The following is a 17,647-nucleotide window of genomic DNA, read 5'->3' as shown; positions in this document are numbered from 1 at the left end:
AAAACCCTGGCTTAAGTCTCCGTGGCTTCCGGCGGTTCCTCCCCCAACAGATATTTCACAAAGAAATCCATCTTTCTTCGAATAAAATACATATCACTGGGTACATTATGGTTCATTCGGGGCAGAACCATCAGCTCATAATCCTTATTACACCCGTTGAGCTTATCGCACAGGCGCAGTGTCTGAGACATGGTTACATTATCGTCCATCGCCCCATAAGCCAGAAGAAGCCTGCCCTCAAGGTTCCCTGCCAACGCCGTAATATCGCCTTGTTTGTACAGCTCCTCCTCATAAAGCCCGTAATACCGTTCTGTCCAGGAATGCTCATAAATTCTCTGATCATAATTTCCCGAAGATGCCACTCCCGCCTTGTAAAGCTTAGGATATTTGAGCATGGCGGAAACCGCGGCATAACCGCCGCCGGAATTTCCCCAGATCCCCACACGCTCCAAATCTATAAAGGGGAACTTCTTTTTTAATTCCGGCATACATGCCGCATGATCCGAAAGGCCGGCACAGCCATGGATATTGCGGTAGGAATGCTTATGAAATTCCATACCCCGGCCGGGTGTTCCTCTTCCGTCCAGAATAATTCCCACAAAGCCAAGCTGGGCAAATTCCTCAAGTCCCCCAAAAATCTCCCGATCCATACTATTGTCCCAGGTGAAATCTCTTGGCACATTGTAAAGCTGGGCGCCGCCATAGATATAATCAATCACCGGATAAGTCTTATCCGGATCAAAATCCGCCGGACGAAAAAGGATTCCACACAGATCCGTCACCCCATCCCCGGCTTTCACCGTAAATCGCTCCGGCATCTGATAGCCTGCGTTCATCAAAGCTGTCACATCCGCACGTTCCAGCTCCCGAACCAGAGAGCCGTCCGTCCGGCGCAGCAGGGTTACCGGCGGTAAATCTACTCTGGAATAAGTGTCCACAAAAGCATCCTCACCCATACTGACCGCATGTACCCCATCCTCCGGAGTCAAGCGCTTCAGGCCATTTCCGTCAAAGCCAATTACATATAGCTGGTAATAAAGGGGGTCAGAGCACTCCTTTGCATTATTTGCCATAAAATAAATCAGTTTCTTCTGCTCATCCACTTTTATAAGCTTCTGAACAATCAGCTTTTTTCCGCCTTGCCGGCTTCTCTGAAAAGATCTGTCCCGCTCTCCAAAGAAACCTCTTCTTTTTCTAAATCAAACCGATACAAATGTGCATATCCGCTTTTCTCACTCTGCCAAAATGCATATTTCCTGTCCCTGGTAACAAAGTTGGAGAAAAGGTAGGTTTCGTATCCGTCCACCTGCCCAAAAGCTCCCAGGTTCAGAAAATCATTCGTTACCTCCCGAACCAGAAGCTTCGTTTTTCCATCCTTTGGACTTCCCAGGTAGAGCCTCCCCTCCTGAAATCCTCTCTTAATCCATGTAAAATAAAAAGCCGAACTGTCATCCAGCCATCTTACCCAGCTTCTGTCCTCATCTGTAAACAGCGGATAGAGAAAATCCGGTGCGTCCACGGCCCTTATTGTCTTTTCTTCCACATTTCCCACATACAGGGTATAATGAGGGATCTCCTCATCGGAATCCGTGGCAAAGGGACAGGGATATTCCCACAGCCCCGGCCGCAATTCTGAAGCGGAATCCCCATAGGAGGACAGAAGATACAGCTTCTTACAGACTCTGCGATCCCCGCGGTAAGTAATAAAATACTTTCCGTTTGGGCTCCAAAGCACATGGGGCGCCTCCGGCTGTCCGGCTCTTTTCACTGTAATCTGACTGTAAATATCAACATAACAGCCATACTCATTCAGCTCTTCCCCATCCCGGGTAAGCCGGATGATCTCTTTGCTTTTACGGTCAAGAAGCATCAAATTATGATCCTCCGTAAACAGCGCATAGGCTCTGTCAGGGGAATAGGCCCTTTCTTCTTTCTTGTTATGGAGCTTTCTCCCTGTCTCCTGCTCATACCTTACTTCTTCCAAAGGGCCGTAAGTCTCCTTTGCCCATTCCCTGCCCGTTGCAGCATCTACCTGTACCCTCACCCTTTTCACACCCTCTTTGCCGGGTATCTGGCGCATATAGAAAAAACGGCTGCCGTCCACCCAGGTGATGGACGGACGGCCGTTCAGAACTGCGGTACGGGTATGCTGTGTCAAAAGCCGTCCTGCGGCTTCATATTTTGCATACATATCCATAGCTCACACCTCCGGATTTACAGAAAAACAGCTGCTCCCGGACCCAGCGGCAGTTTGAGTACGACCCAGACAATCAACTGAATAATCCATACCAGCAAAAATGCAATGGAGTAGGGGAGCATCATAGAAATCAGGCTTCCCATTCCAAAATCCTTGTCATACTTTTTCGCCATACCGATTGCAATGGGAATGTAAGGATAAATCGGCGTAATGGCATTTGTGGTAGAATCACCGATTCGGTAAATTACCTGGGCAAATTCCGGGCTGTATCCGAGCATCATCATCATCGGAACAAGAATCGGCGCAAATATGTACCATTTTGCAGTTCCGCTTGTCATAAACAGGTTGACAATGCAGCAGAGAACAATAAAGAAAAGCATCAGCGGAATTCCCGTAAAGCCTGCCGCCTCAAGGGCTCCGGCACTCTTCACCGCAATAATCATACCCAGATTGGTGTAATTGAACATGTTAATAAACTGTGCAATCACAAAGATCAGCACAATATAGCTTGTCATGCCCTCTAAGGATTTTGCCATCATCTCAGGCACATCGGAGCTTTTCTTCACAGTACCTGCTTTTACGCCATACACAATGCCAAGCAGAATAAAGAAGATAATCAAAATAGGCACAAGACCTGTGATAAAGGGCCCATTTAATACGGAGCCGTCCTCGCCCCGAAGAATCCCGTTGGGAGGTATTACCATAATGGCAAGCAGCAGAATAAACACAAGGGTAAAGATCCCTGCCGCCCGAAGCCCTTTGCTCTGCTCCGGCGTAAGCTGCTTCTTATCCTCAGCATTGTCTACTATCCCGCTCGGATGATAGGTTCCAAGGCGGGGGCAATAAATTTTTTATTTACAAATACGCCCGTGACAGTCAGAATAAATACGGATGCAATCATAAAATACCAGTTAGCCGTTGCTCCCACCGTAACGGCCGGATCAATTAACCGTGCGGCCTCCTGCGTTACACCGGCCAGAAGCACGTCCGTGCCTGCAACAATAATGCATGCGGTAAATCCGGCGTTCGTTGCCGCATAGCCTGCCAGAAGTCCGGCGATTGGATGCATCCCCGCCGTCTCAAATGCCACGGCCGCCAATGCCGGCACTACTATAATCGATGCCTCGGAAGCAATACTTCCGTTAATTCCAAGGAACAATACCGTACCGGTCAAAGCCCACAGGGGCACGCCTAAGATGGCTTTCCGAAGTGCGGTTGTAAGAACTCCTGCTCCCTCCGCAAATCCAATGGCCATCTGCATAGCCAGCACCAGTCCCAATGGGGCAAAGCTCTGGAAATTACTCAGCATATTCTGCAGCAGCCAAACCAGCCCGTCCCGGCTCAGCAGATTGTTCGCTGCAACCGTATCCCCGGTTGTAGGATTCACAACGCTTACACCCGTAAGACCGCAGATACAGCTTATCACAGCAAGTATCAGGCACAGCCACAGAAACAAAATATAAGGATGCGGAAGCTTGTTGCCCACTTTTTCAATGGCATCAAGCACATGAAAACCTTTTTTCTTTGCAGTCGTTTCCTGCATAACACTTTCCCTCTCTTTCTCACTTTATTTTATTACTATTTAGAGAAAAAAGTGTCAAGCGCAACTGCATTCTTTTCTACTTTTCCAGTTGGAAAATTAAACGTTATTGGTCACGGAGTGAACGGTAACAATTGAAAGGTTTTTATGGGGATTGAAACATAGAAAACACTGTGTTTTGCCCCCGGCATCATGACATTGAGCCCCGGCCTGCATATATTGCAAGCCGGGGCTGCTTTTATTCGTACATATTCTTTTTAAACAACATAATTTCCTGCCTGGGTACTTCCGGAATTTCCTGTCCAGTTAGTATGAAAAAATGTGCCCCTCGGCCTATCCGTCCGCTCGTAGGTATGGGCGCCGAAATAATCCCTCTGGGCCTGCAGAAGATTAGCAGGCAGGCTGTCACAGGTGAAGCTGTCAAAGTAAGCAAGCGCCGCACTCATAGCCGGAAGAGGAACGCCGCTTAAGGCCCCGGCTGCCACAACCCTTCTCCAGGATTCCTGGGAATCAGAAAGAGCCTCTTTAAAATACGGATCCAGTATAAGACTGGACAAATCCGGATCTCTGTCATAGGCCTCCTTGATCTTTCCAAGGAAAACACTGCGTATAATGCATCCGCCCCTCCAGCTAAGGGCAATGCCGCCGTAATCAAGCTCCCAGCCGTAGGTCTTGGCCGCTTTGCGAAGCAGCCCGTATCCCTGGGCGTAGGAAATGATTTTTGAGGCGTACAAGGCCTTTCGCAAATCCTCAACAAAATCATCTTTATTTTCCTTCACAGGCACAGTCGTCCGCTTGTAAAGGGCATGTGCCTTTACCCGTTCTTCCCTGGCAGCCGCCGTGCAGCGCGCAAACACTGCCTCGCTGATCAAGGTCAGAGGAACGCCTTCCTGAAGGGCCGCCTGGCTTGTCCACTTGCCGGTACCTTTTTGTCCTGCCGTGTCAAGGATCTTTTCTACCGTCCTCTCTCCCTTCTCATCCTGATATCCAAGAATATCTCTGGTAATCTCCACCAGATAGCTGTCAAGCTCCGTTTCGTTCCAGCAGGCAAAGATTCGGTGCATCTCTTCACAGGACATGCCGAGCCCGTCGCGCATCAGCTGATACACTTCGCAGATAAGCTGCATATCCCCGTACTCAATTCCGTTATGTACCATTTTTACAAAATGGCCGGCTCCGTCGCTGCCTATCCAGCTGCAGCAGGGGACTTCCTCTGCCTTCGCGCTGACGGCCTGGAACAGCTCCTTCACCGCATCCCAGGCCTCTCTGTTGCCGCCCGGCATCAGGCATGGCCCGTGAAGGGCTCCCTCCTCTCCGCCGGACACACCCATGCCCAGATACAGCAGCCCCTTTTCATTCACATACTTCATCCGCCTTCTGGTATCCTCAAAATAAGAATTTCCTCCGTCAATGAGAATATCCCCAGGCTCAAGCATCGGCAGAAGCTGCTCAAGCATCTCGTCTACCGCCTGTCCGGCTTTGATCATAAGCATGATTTTTCTGGGTCTTTTCAGGCTTTCCACAAGCTCGGGAAGACTGTAGCAGCCAAGAATCCGCCTGCCCTTCCCACGCCCTTCCACAAAGCGTCTGACCTTGTCTGTACTGCGGTTAAAGACAGCCGCTGCAAAGCCCTTTGACTCCATATTCATAACCAGGTTTTCACCCATGACGGCAAGTCCAATCAAACCGATATCTGCCTGCATTCTTCTCTTCTCCTTTCCTTCTGCTTAAAAAATTCCCACAAAGGAACCCAGGAGGCAGATCCCGATGATAATGAGACAGATAATTCCAAAATTATTCGTCTTTTTCATCAGCCCCCGGATTCCAAAGATAGCCCCAAGAGGAAGAAGCCCCGGAACGATGGAATCAATGGCTTCCTGGAGGATAATCGGATCCTGCCCGGAAATGGAAATCTCAAGGGGCGTTGCCAGGGATACATAAGATGCGCCTAGGGCTCCCATCATAAAGAGACCCATAGCCCCGGCAAGCAGAATCACCTTCTGGAACATGCTGCTGCCCAAGAGCTTTGCAAAGGTACTTTTTCCGAGATTGTATCCCAGATGGAACATAGCGCTGCCTTCAAAATACAGGGCAACGGCAAAGATCACTGCAATCAGCGCGCCGACCCAGCTTCCCTTCAAAGCCAAATCGCAGGCAATTCCCAGGAAAATGGGTTTTAAAACCGTCCAGTCCAGAGCGTCTCCGATTCCTGCAATGGGCCCCATCAAGCCCACCTTTACGCTGGTGATAGCCTCATCCTTCTCGTCCTCCGGCTCTCCCATCATGGATTCTTCCATGGAAAGGGCCGCGCCTACTACGCTGGCTCCGATAAGGGCCTCTGTGTTAAAGAGCTGGTTTTCTCTCTTAAGGGCCCGTTTCAGGCCTTCTGTGTCGTCTCCGTAAAGCTTTTTCAAAGGATCGCAGAAGGCTCGGCAGAGAGCCATTCCCTGCATCCGCTCAAAGGAGTGGCAGGATTCCGCCCACATATGCCAGTTAAAATATGCTTTTTTCAGATCCTTTTTTGTTAAAACCGAATTTTCATCCCTTTGTTCTCTCTTATTTGTCATCCTTCTTCCCTCCTGAACATCACTCATCATCATCGTCAGCCATAACAGCTGTCTGTGCCTTTATGGAATCTGCCGCCAGCAGGATTGCTACCACGCAGAAGCCCACAATCGCTGCTCCCATAACGGATATTCCAAACAGCTGAACCAGAAAGTAACCAAGAATAAATACCGGCGTCAGCTTTGGCTGGTTGATTATCTTCATGGTTACTGCAATTCCGATGGCCGGAAGAACGCCGCCCGCTACATTGAGTCCTGTGAGAATCCAGGCCGGCGTTGCATTTAAAATGGTATCAACCAGGCCGGATCCAAGATAAACCGTCAGAAAAGCCACCGGCGCCGATACCACGAACATGGTGAGGGCTCCCAGCCAGGATGTCCGCTTCATGCCTTTGATGTCTGCTTTCTCTGCATATTTGTCCATCATATGGGGAAATACGTTTGCAATCGTGTAGCATACAGGCGTAAAGAACTCTCCAATCAGTCCCATGGCAATGGCCAGAGTCAGCGCGGTTCCCGTGTCCATATCGTTGATGAGTGCAATGGAAATCGTGGCGCTTCCGGCAAACGCAATATCGGAGGGCTCAACTCCCCCGGAGGCAACCATGCTGATGGTAAGAAGGGTAATTCCGCCTCCCAGAATCATTCCCGTGGCCAGATCTCCGGCCAGAAGTCCAAGCACAAAGCCCTGTATAAGAGCAGAATACCATAAAACACAGTCGAAAGCGTAAAAAAGCTGGGTCCAACAAAAACCATATAACAATGCGGATGCAATTGCAAGTTTTAAAGCCATATCAGTACCTCCTATTCCAGTTCCGTAATATCTCTCAAAGTACACGGGTCTGAAATCAATTTTCAGCCACAAAAACATGTGTCTGCAAATTGATTTGTGCACTTTGAGAGATATTACTGTTTCAAAATCGCTGCGCGATAGCACTAAAGGGTAATGCCGCTTCGACACACCGGTAATGAGAGAAACTTTTATTCGAAAGGGCACTCATAAAAGTTCCTCTCGTGCGCCTTTGCGGCTTTACCTTCTTAATTCCAGTTCCGTAATACTATTTTTTTGTGTTATTATGTTTCCCGATAACGGTTTCAAAGGGGATTCTGCGGTCGCCCGGTGTGCTCTGCATGTAGATCTTCTGCCCTTTCCCGCTCAGAGCCTCCAAAAGCGTATAATCCTTCTCGGTAAGGAATATATAATCGCAGGCCGCAAAGGTTTCCTCTGTCCGCGGACAGTTCCCAAGCTGCAGGCTTTCTATTTCAAGCCCCATTTCTATGGCCTGGCATGCCCGCTCTACTGACTGGAACAATACCAGAATCCGCTCGTTTCCATACTTTCCGCTGTTCAGATTGTCAATGAATTTCCGGGGAGGGAGAATGCTCATCTTATAATTCTTCGGCGCTGCCAGTTTATAAATCATTTTCATGGCATCGTCCTTGGCAATCACCTCGTCCACGATGGCTATCCGGTGAGGCTCTACCTCCTTGCTCCAATACACCACAATCTGTCCGTGAACCAGACGGTTATCCACCCGTGCCAGCACAATATTGTTCATATTAAATCCTCCAATTCCAGTTCTGTAATTTTCCAGTTCCGTAAGTTCCCTTTCATTGCACCGTTTGAGGTCAATTTCCAGTCCCTTCGTACTGTGCTAATCCTCCTCGCAGCACTGCACATTTTCCATACAAAGCCCCTGGATCCCTTCATGTCCGTCTTTTATCGCATGTCCTGCGATTTCTTCCGGGCTTAATCCGTCACGCCGGCTGTCAATGGCTGACAATACCATGGGAATGCTGAATCCAAGGGCGCCGAAAACCTGTACCTTGTTCCTTATCTGGAAGATCCGCAGCTGGTTACAGGGCGTGCCGCCGTTAAAATCTACGAAAAAAATGCAGTTGCCGTGAAACGCCTGATAAAGCTTCTCCAGTTCCCTGTAGAACTCCTCTGTGTCATCTCCCATGTCCAGAGAGAGGGCCGCAAGGTTTGGCTGCTCCGGATAAATCAGCCGGACGCTTTCCAGAATTCCGAGAGCTGCAGATCCATGGCTTAACAATACAATTCCCGGAAGCTCCGGCACAACCTGTTCCCATTCCATCTCCATTCTCATGCCTTTCTTCATCTCCTTTCTGATATTTTTGCGGAAATTATCTCTTCCACCTACCCTTATCCATGCAACATCCGTGCCAAAATGCAAAAAAGTTTATTTTTTCGTAAATTGCAGGACTTATTTTTCGACGGCCTCATCATTCTGTCTCCGGAAGTACAATCATCAGATAGTAAACCTCTGTTTCATTGAGCATCAGCCCCAGAGCCTCGCAGGCCTCACAGAGGATTCCGGAAAGCCATTGGAAAAATTCCGCCCGCCGGCCTGCCTCCTGCTTCACCTTAAGTCTGGAATCCGAAATTTCCATCACAGACAGCCGTTCAAACATGGCAATCACATGAATATAGACACGCACTGCAAAATCCGCCTCCGGCTTTTCCGGACAACGTTCCAGAATCTGAACCAGCACCTTCTTCGCCTGTTTTGACACCTTTTCCGGCTCCAGGGAAGGGGCAATATTTTTGATATTCTTATCCACAATCTCCAGACGCTCTTCCACGGTGGGCAGTTCGGCCATTTCCTCTTCCTTGGGATCCTCCTCCCAGTTCCTCAGATACAGAAGAATCCGGTTCAGCCCCTCTGCGGTAAATACAGATTCCAGCCCCACAAAAGGCACATTAGGAAGATGAGGATCCAGAAAGCCCACAGCCAGACGAAGCCTTCCCCCGAATTTCCTGGCAACGGCATTCAGATCGCTCATAATGCCCAAGGGAATGATGTCCGCCGCCTGGCTAATCTTGGGATGCTCCAGAAGCAGGGTGCGCGCCAGCTTTGCACTTCCGGTTCCTGTGACGCAGTAGGTAATAATCACACTGCGCTTTTTTGCCGGCGCTTCCTTTCCCTCCTCCGGCCCCGGAAGCGCCGGCTCAAAAAGAGCATCGATATATTCCCTATATTCCGAGCAGATCTGCGCTTTCAGCTCTCCTGCATCCAGATCCAGCATTCCAACACATTTCCCAAGCTCCAGGAGAAGGGCCGTATTCACTGCCGGAACGATTCTTAAGTCCGTTCCGCTCTGTGCCGCCAGCTCTCCTTCCTTGGAAAATAAAAGGTTAATGTCTGTACAAAGGATCACGCCGCGCCCGGTGTCTGCTCTTCGAAGAGCGGCCAGAAGGGAATTCCAGAATTCCTTAAAATTGCTGTCCAAAGGAAAATCCAGGGCAAGAATCGGCGTGCCCGACAGAACCTGCAGTGTCAGCATTGCAAGATTGGAGGCAATCTGCTCCCCGTAAGCGGCAACGACGATTCCCACCTGGGTTCCCTCCTTCCTGCCTCTTTGTCCCAGAAGAAAAGCAACCGCGGAAATCTCTCCTTGGGTCAGTTCCGTATCCAGCCGCTTTTGCAGTTGCTCCAAATGTTCCTTTAGGAATTCCCGCTCCCGGTTATATTTCCGCCCCATAAAATGATCTGCCTGCTCCATAAGCCCCCGTCCCACACGGGCATAGGATTTGATCTGCTGCAGGAAAAAGGCCAGGGAATAACCAACATTGCGCGGATAAAATTCCTGAAATTTTTCGGAAGCTGCTTCCAGCAGATCATTTGCGGCAGAATACACATCCGGGGATACATAGTGAAACAGCTCCTCCCTTGCACCGTCCATGGCCGGAATATTCTGTGTCATGCCGGAAAAGGATTCGTAAAAATCCGGTTTCCAGACATGCTCCGGCTTCTCCAGAAAAGCCGGGGATTCTGTTCCCGGAAGAAAGAGAAGCCCTTCCTTTGGCAGGGCATTGGAAAACATACGGCGAAGCTCCGGCTTTATCTGGCTTGTATGGCCTCTTCGGGAGCTTATGCTGCTGTCAATCCACAGTTCCTTCCCATCCTCCGGCTTCTGGCTTTTTGCCGCCATATATCCGTATGCACAGGTCAGAAGAACCTCATTTTTTAAATCTCCGATGTTGCTGTCACTCTCAAAGAGTACCAGATACTCCAGAACATTTCTGGATACCCGGATAGGCGCACCTGTACGGGAGGCTTCCTGGGTAAAGAACAGCGAAACCAAAGAAAAGCGTTCCCGTATGGGACGCTCCCGAAGAAGAGGAAGCTGGATCACTACGGGAATTCTCCGCTTAAAGGTAGACAAAAGGGCGCTGTCAGGATCCTCCGTGGTTGCGCACAGAAGGAGCAGCCGGACCTTATGCATCTGAATGCCGCCCAGCCTGCGGAACTCTCCATGATCCATAACGGAAAACAGGATCTCCTGCCCGGTAGCCCCCAGGCGGTGGATCTCGTCCAGGAAAAGGATTCCCCCGTCTGCCTGGTCAATCAGTCCTGTCTTTCTCTCCATTGCCCCGGTAAAGGCTCCCTTTTCATGGCCAAAAAGCTGTGAAAGGAGAAGCTGGGGATTATCCGCATACTCGGCGCAGTTGAGGGTGACAAAGGGCATTTCCTTCTTCCGCTCTTCTGCGGCATAGCGCCAGATCTCCCTGGCAAGCATGGTTTTTCCCACGCCGGTAGCACCCAGAATCAGCATATGAAGGCCGTCGGGCGGATAGCATACGGCCGCCCTGGCCATCTGAATCTGCATGGAAAGGCTGCCCTGGCTTCCAATGATACCAGAAAAGGGCGGCTGGCTTTTCACTGTCTTTTGTTCTCCCTCCACAAGGGAAACCCGGACGGGAGATCTTCCCCTCTGCTTTAAAACGCCCTCCTTTACCAGGCTGCTTACTGCGGCGGAGGCCTCCTGCTGCCAGATTCCCAGCTCTTGCGCTATCTCTTTTATGGAAAGCTCCTCCGGCTGCCGGCTTCTAACCAGATCCACAATGATTTTTTCCCGTTCCTCTCCCATTCATCTCACCCCTATTCAAGTCTGTTTCCAATCAATTTCCATGCTGCCTTCTTCCGGAGCGGCTTAAAAGCTTCTCCGCATTCCGATATTTTGTAACGGTTCTTCTTGAAATATGGATTCCCTGCTGCGAAAGCAGCTCCGCAATCTGGCGGTCGCTGTAATCCTCTCCCTGCTGCTCCAAAATGGAACGGATAGCCGCCCTGGCTGCCGCCCCGGAGCCGTAAGCGCCCTCTGCCTTAACCTGCGAAGAAAAAAGTTCTTTCAGGGCAATGACTCCGAAGTCTGTCTCCATGTATTTATCCTGGACGCAGCGGCACACCGTGGAAGTGCTGAGCCCAAGCCGTTCCGCCAGCTGCTTTAAGGTCATAGGCTTTAAGCAGGAAAAACCATATTGGAAAAAATCCTTCTGGCAGGCTGCAATCTCCATAAGCACCTTCTCCATCGTCCGGTCCCTGAGACGCAGACTTCCCATAAGCTCCAAAGCCCTTGTCCTGCATTCCCGTAAATACTCCTTTCCTTCTTTGTCCAGCATTTCTTCCAAGACCTCCGGAAGATAATTTTCATTAACGGAAACAAGGCTTTCTGCCCGGCGGCTTAATTCTGCCCTGGCTTCTCCTTTCTTTACATGCACCCGAAGCTCCGGGTATACATAAACGCCTCCCTGGCGTCTGTCCGTCAGATCCACCGGATAGGGATTTAAAGAGCGGACGCATGCGACCAGTTCCTTTGCCTTTGCCGCCGGAATCCCGTATTTTTTCTGGATCTGCCGAATGTGGTTTCCGGCTGTCCAGGGAAGATCCTCCATCACCAGACGGCGGAGCAGGGAGGCATCTTCCATCTGTTCGTCTATCTGAAGGGCCAGGCATTCCGAAAGACTGCGTGCGCCGATTCCGGCAGGCTTCAGACTCTGGACTGCTCGAAGGGCTTCTTCCGCCGCTGACTCCGGAACTGCCAGGCGCAAAGCAAGCTCCTTTGTCTCCCCCTTCCAGTAGCCATTGGGCTCAAGTTCTCCCAGTATGACCAGGGCCGTCTCCTCTATCTCCCCGGGATACCCCGATAGAAGCAGCTCCAGGCGCAGAATCTCTTCCTCTGTCTCAAAGCTCTCCTGTCCCGGCAGGCTTTCTCCCCTGTTTCCGCTCTTTAGGGGCTCTCCCTCCTGTTCCGTCTCTACCAGATCCAGCGGAATATCTTCCGCAGAGCTCTCCATCTCCAGAAGCGGATTCTCCAGTGTCATCCGGGAAAGGAAGGGAATCAGCGCCGTATACGGCATGGAGAGAAGCTGCATGCTGTGTACCACTCCCGGGGACATCCAGGGCCTCTGCCGGAAGCTCTGGTGTATCTGCATATCCTGGTTCATGGCCTTCCTCCCTTCTGCATTTTCTTTTTGTCTGCTGCTATCTATATTTGTGATAGTCCTCCCCATATAAGTCCAGAAGACGGCTCTCCAATTCCTTTTCCGCCTCATCCAGAAGCTCCGGGCTCTGCATCAGCCGAAGGGCCGTGGCTGCCATAGCCTTTGCCCCCAGCATGCACATAGCTTCCCCCTCCGGCGTGAGCACATGCTCCTTAAACTCCAGAGTGTGAAGAGAAAGCTTCCGCTTTGGATAAACGGTAAGATGCGGATTGATTGCCGGGATCACATGGCTTACATTTCCAAGATCCTCTCCGCCGCTGTCATCCGGCATACCCTCCATCATCTCTTCCCCATAGGTCTTACAGCAGTCTCGGAAAATTTCTCCCAGCACTCCGTTGGGAATCCGGTTTTTGAAACCTTCTTCCTTTTTTAGCACCAGCTCACAGCCCGTCCCAACAGCGCCGCACCGAAAGCACTGCTCCACGCGCACTGCAGCCTCCTCTGCCAGAAATATGGTAGGCGCAGAGATATCACAGCCCAGTTCTGCATAGGCGGAAATGGTTCCCTCATGCTGCATTCCGTCTCTCACATAGGCCTGGATGCGGACGCCGTCCTTTATCATCTGCCTGGCATAGCCCAGTGCGTTGAAAAAAAGCAGAACGGCGTTCTGTGCGCTGATTCCCTCCCAGGGGCGGCTTTCACTGTGTGCAGACTTCCCCTTATATTCACAGGAGTAGGTCAGATAGGCATGATTTCCTCCTGCAACTCTGGATTTTGCCGTTGTGGGATGAACTGCCATGGCTGCCTTTACATTCCGGAAGCAGCCTTTCTTTAAAAGGGTAATCTTCCCGCCTGTAAATTCCTCATCCGGCGCCCCGGCCAGCATCAGAGTTCCCTCTATTCCCAGCTCCTCCATGGCCTTCTTTGCCGCTGCGGCCGCTCCCATGGCTGCAGCGGCAATCAGATTGTGGCCGCAGGCATGTCCCAGCTCTCCGGGCAGGCTGTCGTACTCGCTGAATATGGCGACACAGGGCCCCTCTCCCCTGGAAAAGGTTCCGATAAAGGCCGTATCAAGGCCGCCGGCCTTTTCTTCCACAGTAAATCCATTTCTGCGGAGAAATTCACATTGAAGCGCCGCTGCCTGGTATTCCTGGTTTCCGGTCTCCGGATTGTGAAACAGAAAGCTGCTGATGTCCCAGATCTCCTTTCGATAATCCTCCACAATCTTCTCCACACATTTTTTTACGCGTTCTCCCATCATCCTTTATCCTCCTAGTTGTAGTCGCTGCGCGGCAGCACTAAAATGTATTCTCATTTTTTTCTATTTCCGGTATTATTTCTACATAAATCTGGTCAAACAGTTCCCCCAGCTGTCTGCTGACATTCCTCTGGATTTGCTTGAATTCTTTTACTGAAATGAGATCATTCCTGCTTCTTACATAGATTTCCACCCATGTTTTGCGGCCTGTCTGTATGACGTCCAGAAAGGCCAGGACATAATCTGACTGCCGGATATTTTCTTCTACTGCCTGGCGGATCTGCTCCATAACCTCTTCCTTAGGAGCAAAGAGAATCAGTTCCTTCAGATTGTTGATAATCTGGACAACGGGCTCTTTTAAAAGAAACAGGGCAATCAGAATCGCCGCAGTCGAGTCAATGTAAGGAATCACAAACGCCCCAGCCGTTTTCTGCAGGAAAAGCTGCGCCGCAAAGGCGCACATAATGCTGCAGGTGCTCATAATATCTACCTTCCACATATAGAGCTCTGATTTGATAATCGAAGAAGCGTATTTCTCACTGAAATGACGAAGCACAAAATAAATAAGAATGCTGAACAGATTCAAGATCAGCTCAAAGCCTACAAGCACTCCGGCATCTACGGTATGGCCGCCTCCGGCCAGAACCTTTGCATTTTCAATAATCAGATTCAGTACCACAAATAAAAATATAATGTATTTGATACAGACAAACAAGGATTCTACCTGAGAAAAGCCGTAGGGCCGTTTTTCGGATACCGGTTTATACAGGTAGGGCACCAATGCAATGAACGGATACATCATCACCAGGTCGAAGCAGGCGAATACAAAATCCATTAAAATTGTCTTTGAATGCAGGAAATATGCCATAAACGCTTCCAAAGCCGCAACCAGAATACTGCCTGCCAGCGATACGGACAGTACACGCTTTTCAATTTTTAGTTTATCCGCTTTTTTCTTATATACCATAAAATGTTTTTCCCTTCATTTCTTTTGTACAATAAAAGAATATGCAAATTTCATGCCAAAAGATCCGAAAGTAAAAAAGAGTTTTCCGATTCCCTTTGGGGGAACGCAGAAAACTCTTTTCATATCAAACCTGTCTTTTATGCTCACATCAACCTAAAAACATCGTTCTGCGGATCTCAACTCCTATTTCCCAATCAGCACCGTTTTACCGCAAAAAGCAAATCCATATTTTCGTATTCTATCCTTTACGATACCTCTTTCCAGCAATATTGCTTCATAATGCTTCTCCTCTATCTGCCGCACCGCTGCCTTAACCGTATCCAAAAGCTCCTGCTCCTCGTCCTTATCCTGCACCTTGAACTCTATGATAATCCCATCATCTTTTTCTAAATCCTTTGGCTCCAGCATCACATCGTACCGGCCGAAGCCGCTTTCGCGATTAGAAGTCAAGGTATATCTGTCAGCCAGATCTACTAGAAGCCCCGGAACAAAACCATGGTAGAAGCGTTCTGGCTCTTGTTCTGATGGGTTTTTTCCTGTATCAAAATAACTGAACGTTGCGAAAGCTACTTTATTCATATATACATTCATTGCCTTGATATCATCCGCCAGTAATGCCTTGATAAAATCGTTGTACACAGAAGAAGCTCTTCCAAACCACTTATGAATCATATTGCCGAACATAATCTGTACTTCCAGATTTGTAAGACAAAGCTCATAGGCCAGGCCCCAGCCCCCATAAGCCCGTGTCCTGGTTTCTATGTTGTTCACTCTTAAATATCCGCCGGCCAGCAGGAGGCTCCAGACTGCCTGCTCGTCCTGCTCCAGCTGATTGTAGACAATCTGCTCATCAATCTCTGCACAAATGAATTCTCCGCATAAAAGCCGCTCAAACTCCTGTTTAATATCTTTGTTTCCTTCCCGAATCAACTTTCCTGCCAATGCATTGGAACTAGAGTTTGCCCAATAGGCTTCCAATTTTTTTGTCTTCAGATAATTAATGATTGACCATGGATTATATATATCCATCCGTTTTCCAAAAGTAAAACCGTCATACCAGCTTTTTACATCTGCTCTTTGCTCTGACAAGCCAAATTCGTCTAACGCTTCGAAAACTTCCTGTTCCGTAAAACCAAAGCTATCTTCGTATGCCTCCGATGTAGTTACTATCACACGCAAATGATTTAAATCTGAAAAAATAGATTCCTTGCTTACCCGTGTTATACCGGTCAAAAGCGCCCGTTCCAGATAAAGATTTGTTTTAAAGGCTGCATTAAACAGACTGCGGATAAAAAATGTCATTTCGTCCCAATATCCGTTTACATATGCTTCCTGCATCGGCGTATCATATTCATCTAAAAGTATAATTACTTTTTTGCCATAATAACGCGATAAATAAAGAGACAGCTGCTGAATGGCAAGCGTTGCCTCTACATCCTCCATATCTGCTGAAACAGATTCAAAAAATTTTTTCTCCTTATTATCCAGAATGTCTCCATTCAGTAAAAAGCGGTATTGGGAGTAAAGCCCGGACAATATCTGACAAATCTTTCTACGGGCCAGATGATAATTTTGTTCTTTTATGCTTGCAAAAGAGAGACTAATCACAGGATATGATCCCTGAAGCTTTCTATATTCTTCTATTTCCCATATTTTAAGCCCTTGGAACAGGTTTTCTCCTGCTGTTGAATCCATAGAAAAAAACTTCTCCACCATACTCATAAGCAGGGTTTTTCCAAATCTTCTTGGACGTGTAATCAACGTTACACTGTCCATCTGTTCCCACCATTCCTGTATAAACAATGTTTTATCTACGTAAAAACAGTTTTCTCTTCGAATTGTTTCAAAATCCTGACACCCAATGCTCACGGTCCTTGGCATATTTCTACCTCCTCTCTTTGCTATCGTCCATTCTCTACTCTACAGCTTTTCGATCAATTCCCGAACCGCCTCAGAAGCCCTTCGGGCTCTCCTGTGATCCCCGCCGCCTGCGGTCACTCCTGCCACCAGCTCATCCTTAACCGCCAGCCCCGGAAAATAGAAGTCACAAAGGCTTTTGTCGCTGCTTACATTCACCGGAATCTGCTTTTCCCGGCATTCTGCGGCGATCTGCGCATTCACCTCTTTATCACTCGCTGCCGCCAGAACCAGGCAGACATCTTCGCCAATCTCTCCCGGATGATAGACGTCGTCCTTCCAGAAAAGCCTTCCTTCCTCCGCCAGCTTCGCCACCTTTGGCGAAACTCTCGGCGCAGTCACCGTAAGCTGGCAGCCAAATTCCAAAAGAGATAAAATTCTACGGGACCCAATGGTTCCGGCCCCGTAGACTAAGATCTTTTTTCCTTCCAAATTCACAAACAAGGGAAAATACCGGCTCATACCTCCTGCTCCTGCCAGCCCTTGCACACGTCAATCCATTCCTTTGCATGGGAGTACTGCATAAGCTCCTCCAACGTAAGCTCAATGGCGCTGTTGGAGCTTCCCGCCGCTGGAAATACAGTCTCAAACCGCTTCATGGACTCATCCAGATAAACGCTCACTGTATCCGGAATCCCAAAGGGGCAGACGCCGCCAACGGCATGGCCGATTTTCTCCTCCACTTCCTCCTGGGACAGCATAACGGCCTTCTTCCCGAACTTATCCTTGTATTTCCGGTTATCAATCTTGGCGTCTCCCGCCGCAACAATAAGAATCGCTTCCTCATCCACCTTAAAGGACAGGGTTTTTGCAATCCGGGCCGGAATGCAGCCCACAGCCTGCGCCGCAAGCTCAACCGTTGCGCTGGACACCGGAAATTCCAGAATGCGTTCCTCCATTCCGAAATCAGAAAAATATTTGCGCACAATCTCTATCGACATCTCCAGAATTCCT

At 49.2% G+C, this 17,647-nt stretch carries 14 protein-coding genes and 1 pseudogene; all 15 read right to left on the bottom strand.

Translation table 11 applies throughout. The features are described from left to right. Nucleotides 1-11: 11 nt before the first annotated feature. Complete coding sequence (locus tag VV089_RS05880) at nucleotides 12-1,124, bottom strand: alpha/beta hydrolase family protein (protein ID WP_334336218.1); 1,113 nt, start codon at nucleotides 1,122-1,124, stop codon at nucleotides 12-14. After that, entirely contained in the window at nucleotides 1,124-2,197 is a 1,074-nt protein-coding gene (locus tag VV089_RS05875; protein WP_334335267.1) for a DPP IV N-terminal domain-containing protein, read from the bottom strand. Before VV089_RS05875 ends, VV089_RS05880 begins: the two co-directional genes overlap by 1 nt. 17 nt (nucleotides 2,198-2,214) lie before the next feature. After that, nucleotides 2,215-3,740, bottom strand: a pseudogene (locus VV089_RS05870) (AbgT family transporter). Nucleotides 3,741-3,994: 254 nt separating this feature from the next. Then, a complete protein-coding gene (gene gnd / locus VV089_RS05865) occupies nucleotides 3,995-5,440 on the bottom strand; it encodes a decarboxylating NADP(+)-dependent phosphogluconate dehydrogenase (protein ID WP_172542334.1) in 1,446 nt (481 codons plus the stop codon). Between the two features lie 24 nt (nucleotides 5,441-5,464). Continuing rightward, the gene (locus tag VV089_RS05860) at nucleotides 5,465-6,304 is read right to left on the bottom strand and encodes a PTS system mannose/fructose/sorbose family transporter subunit IID (protein WP_172542331.1); all 840 of its coding nucleotides are present in this window, start codon (nucleotides 6,302-6,304) and stop codon (nucleotides 5,465-5,467) included. Between the two features lie 19 nt (nucleotides 6,305-6,323). Then, nucleotides 6,324-7,094 (bottom strand): PTS mannose/fructose/sorbose/N-acetylgalactosamine transporter subunit IIC, encoded by a 771-nt coding sequence (locus VV089_RS05855; RefSeq protein WP_172542329.1) that lies wholly within the window; start codon nucleotides 7,092-7,094, stop codon nucleotides 6,324-6,326. A gap of 265 nt (nucleotides 7,095-7,359) precedes the next feature. Further along, nucleotides 7,360-7,860 (bottom strand): PTS system mannose/fructose/N-acetylgalactosamine-transporter subunit IIB, encoded by a 501-nt coding sequence (locus VV089_RS05850; protein WP_334335266.1) that lies wholly within the window; start codon nucleotides 7,858-7,860, stop codon nucleotides 7,360-7,362. A gap of 96 nt (nucleotides 7,861-7,956) precedes the next feature. Further along, nucleotides 7,957-8,412 carry a PTS sugar transporter subunit IIA gene (locus tag VV089_RS05845; protein ID WP_172544324.1) on the bottom strand — a complete coding sequence of 152 codons (456 nt, stop codon included), beginning with the start codon at nucleotides 8,410-8,412 and terminating at the stop codon, nucleotides 7,957-7,959. Between the two features lie 136 nt (nucleotides 8,413-8,548). After that, nucleotides 8,549-11,197 carry a sigma 54-interacting transcriptional regulator gene (locus VV089_RS05840; protein ID WP_334335265.1) on the bottom strand — a complete coding sequence of 883 codons (2,649 nt, stop codon included), beginning with the start codon at nucleotides 11,195-11,197 and terminating at the stop codon, nucleotides 8,549-8,551. Nucleotides 11,198-11,228: 31 nt separating this feature from the next. Continuing rightward, nucleotides 11,229-12,554: an RNA polymerase factor sigma-54 gene (gene rpoN / locus VV089_RS05835; RefSeq protein ID WP_334335264.1), complete on the bottom strand. Its 1,326-nt coding sequence runs from the start codon at nucleotides 12,552-12,554 to the stop codon at nucleotides 11,229-11,231. A gap of 37 nt (nucleotides 12,555-12,591) precedes the next feature. After that, nucleotides 12,592-13,812, bottom strand: a complete 1,221-nt coding sequence (locus VV089_RS05830) for a M20/M25/M40 family metallo-hydrolase (protein WP_334335263.1) — start codon at nucleotides 13,810-13,812, stop codon at nucleotides 12,592-12,594. 37 nt (nucleotides 13,813-13,849) lie between these two features. Beyond that, entirely contained in the window at nucleotides 13,850-14,776 is a 927-nt protein-coding gene (locus tag VV089_RS05825; protein WP_172544320.1) for a cation transporter, read from the bottom strand. Nucleotides 14,777-14,959: 183 nt separating this feature from the next. Continuing rightward, nucleotides 14,960-16,657: an AAA family ATPase gene (locus VV089_RS05820; protein WP_334335262.1), complete on the bottom strand. Its 1,698-nt coding sequence runs from the start codon at nucleotides 16,655-16,657 to the stop codon at nucleotides 14,960-14,962. Between the two features lie 39 nt (nucleotides 16,658-16,696). Then, complete coding sequence (locus tag VV089_RS05815) at nucleotides 16,697-17,155, bottom strand: precorrin-2 dehydrogenase/sirohydrochlorin ferrochelatase family protein (RefSeq protein WP_334335261.1); 459 nt, start codon at nucleotides 17,153-17,155, stop codon at nucleotides 16,697-16,699. Next, nucleotides 17,152-17,634, bottom strand: a complete 483-nt coding sequence (locus VV089_RS05810) for a YbaK/EbsC family protein (RefSeq protein WP_334335260.1) — start codon at nucleotides 17,632-17,634, stop codon at nucleotides 17,152-17,154. The genes VV089_RS05815 and VV089_RS05810 overlap by 4 nt, the downstream gene beginning before the upstream one ends. Nucleotides 17,635-17,647 lie beyond the last annotated feature (13 nt).

Source organism: Candidatus Merdisoma sp. JLR.KK011, assembly GCF_036941125.1.
Taxonomy (GTDB): domain Bacteria; phylum Bacillota; class Clostridia; order Lachnospirales; family Lachnospiraceae; genus Laedolimicola.
This window is presented reverse-complemented; position numbering and strand designations above follow the sequence as displayed.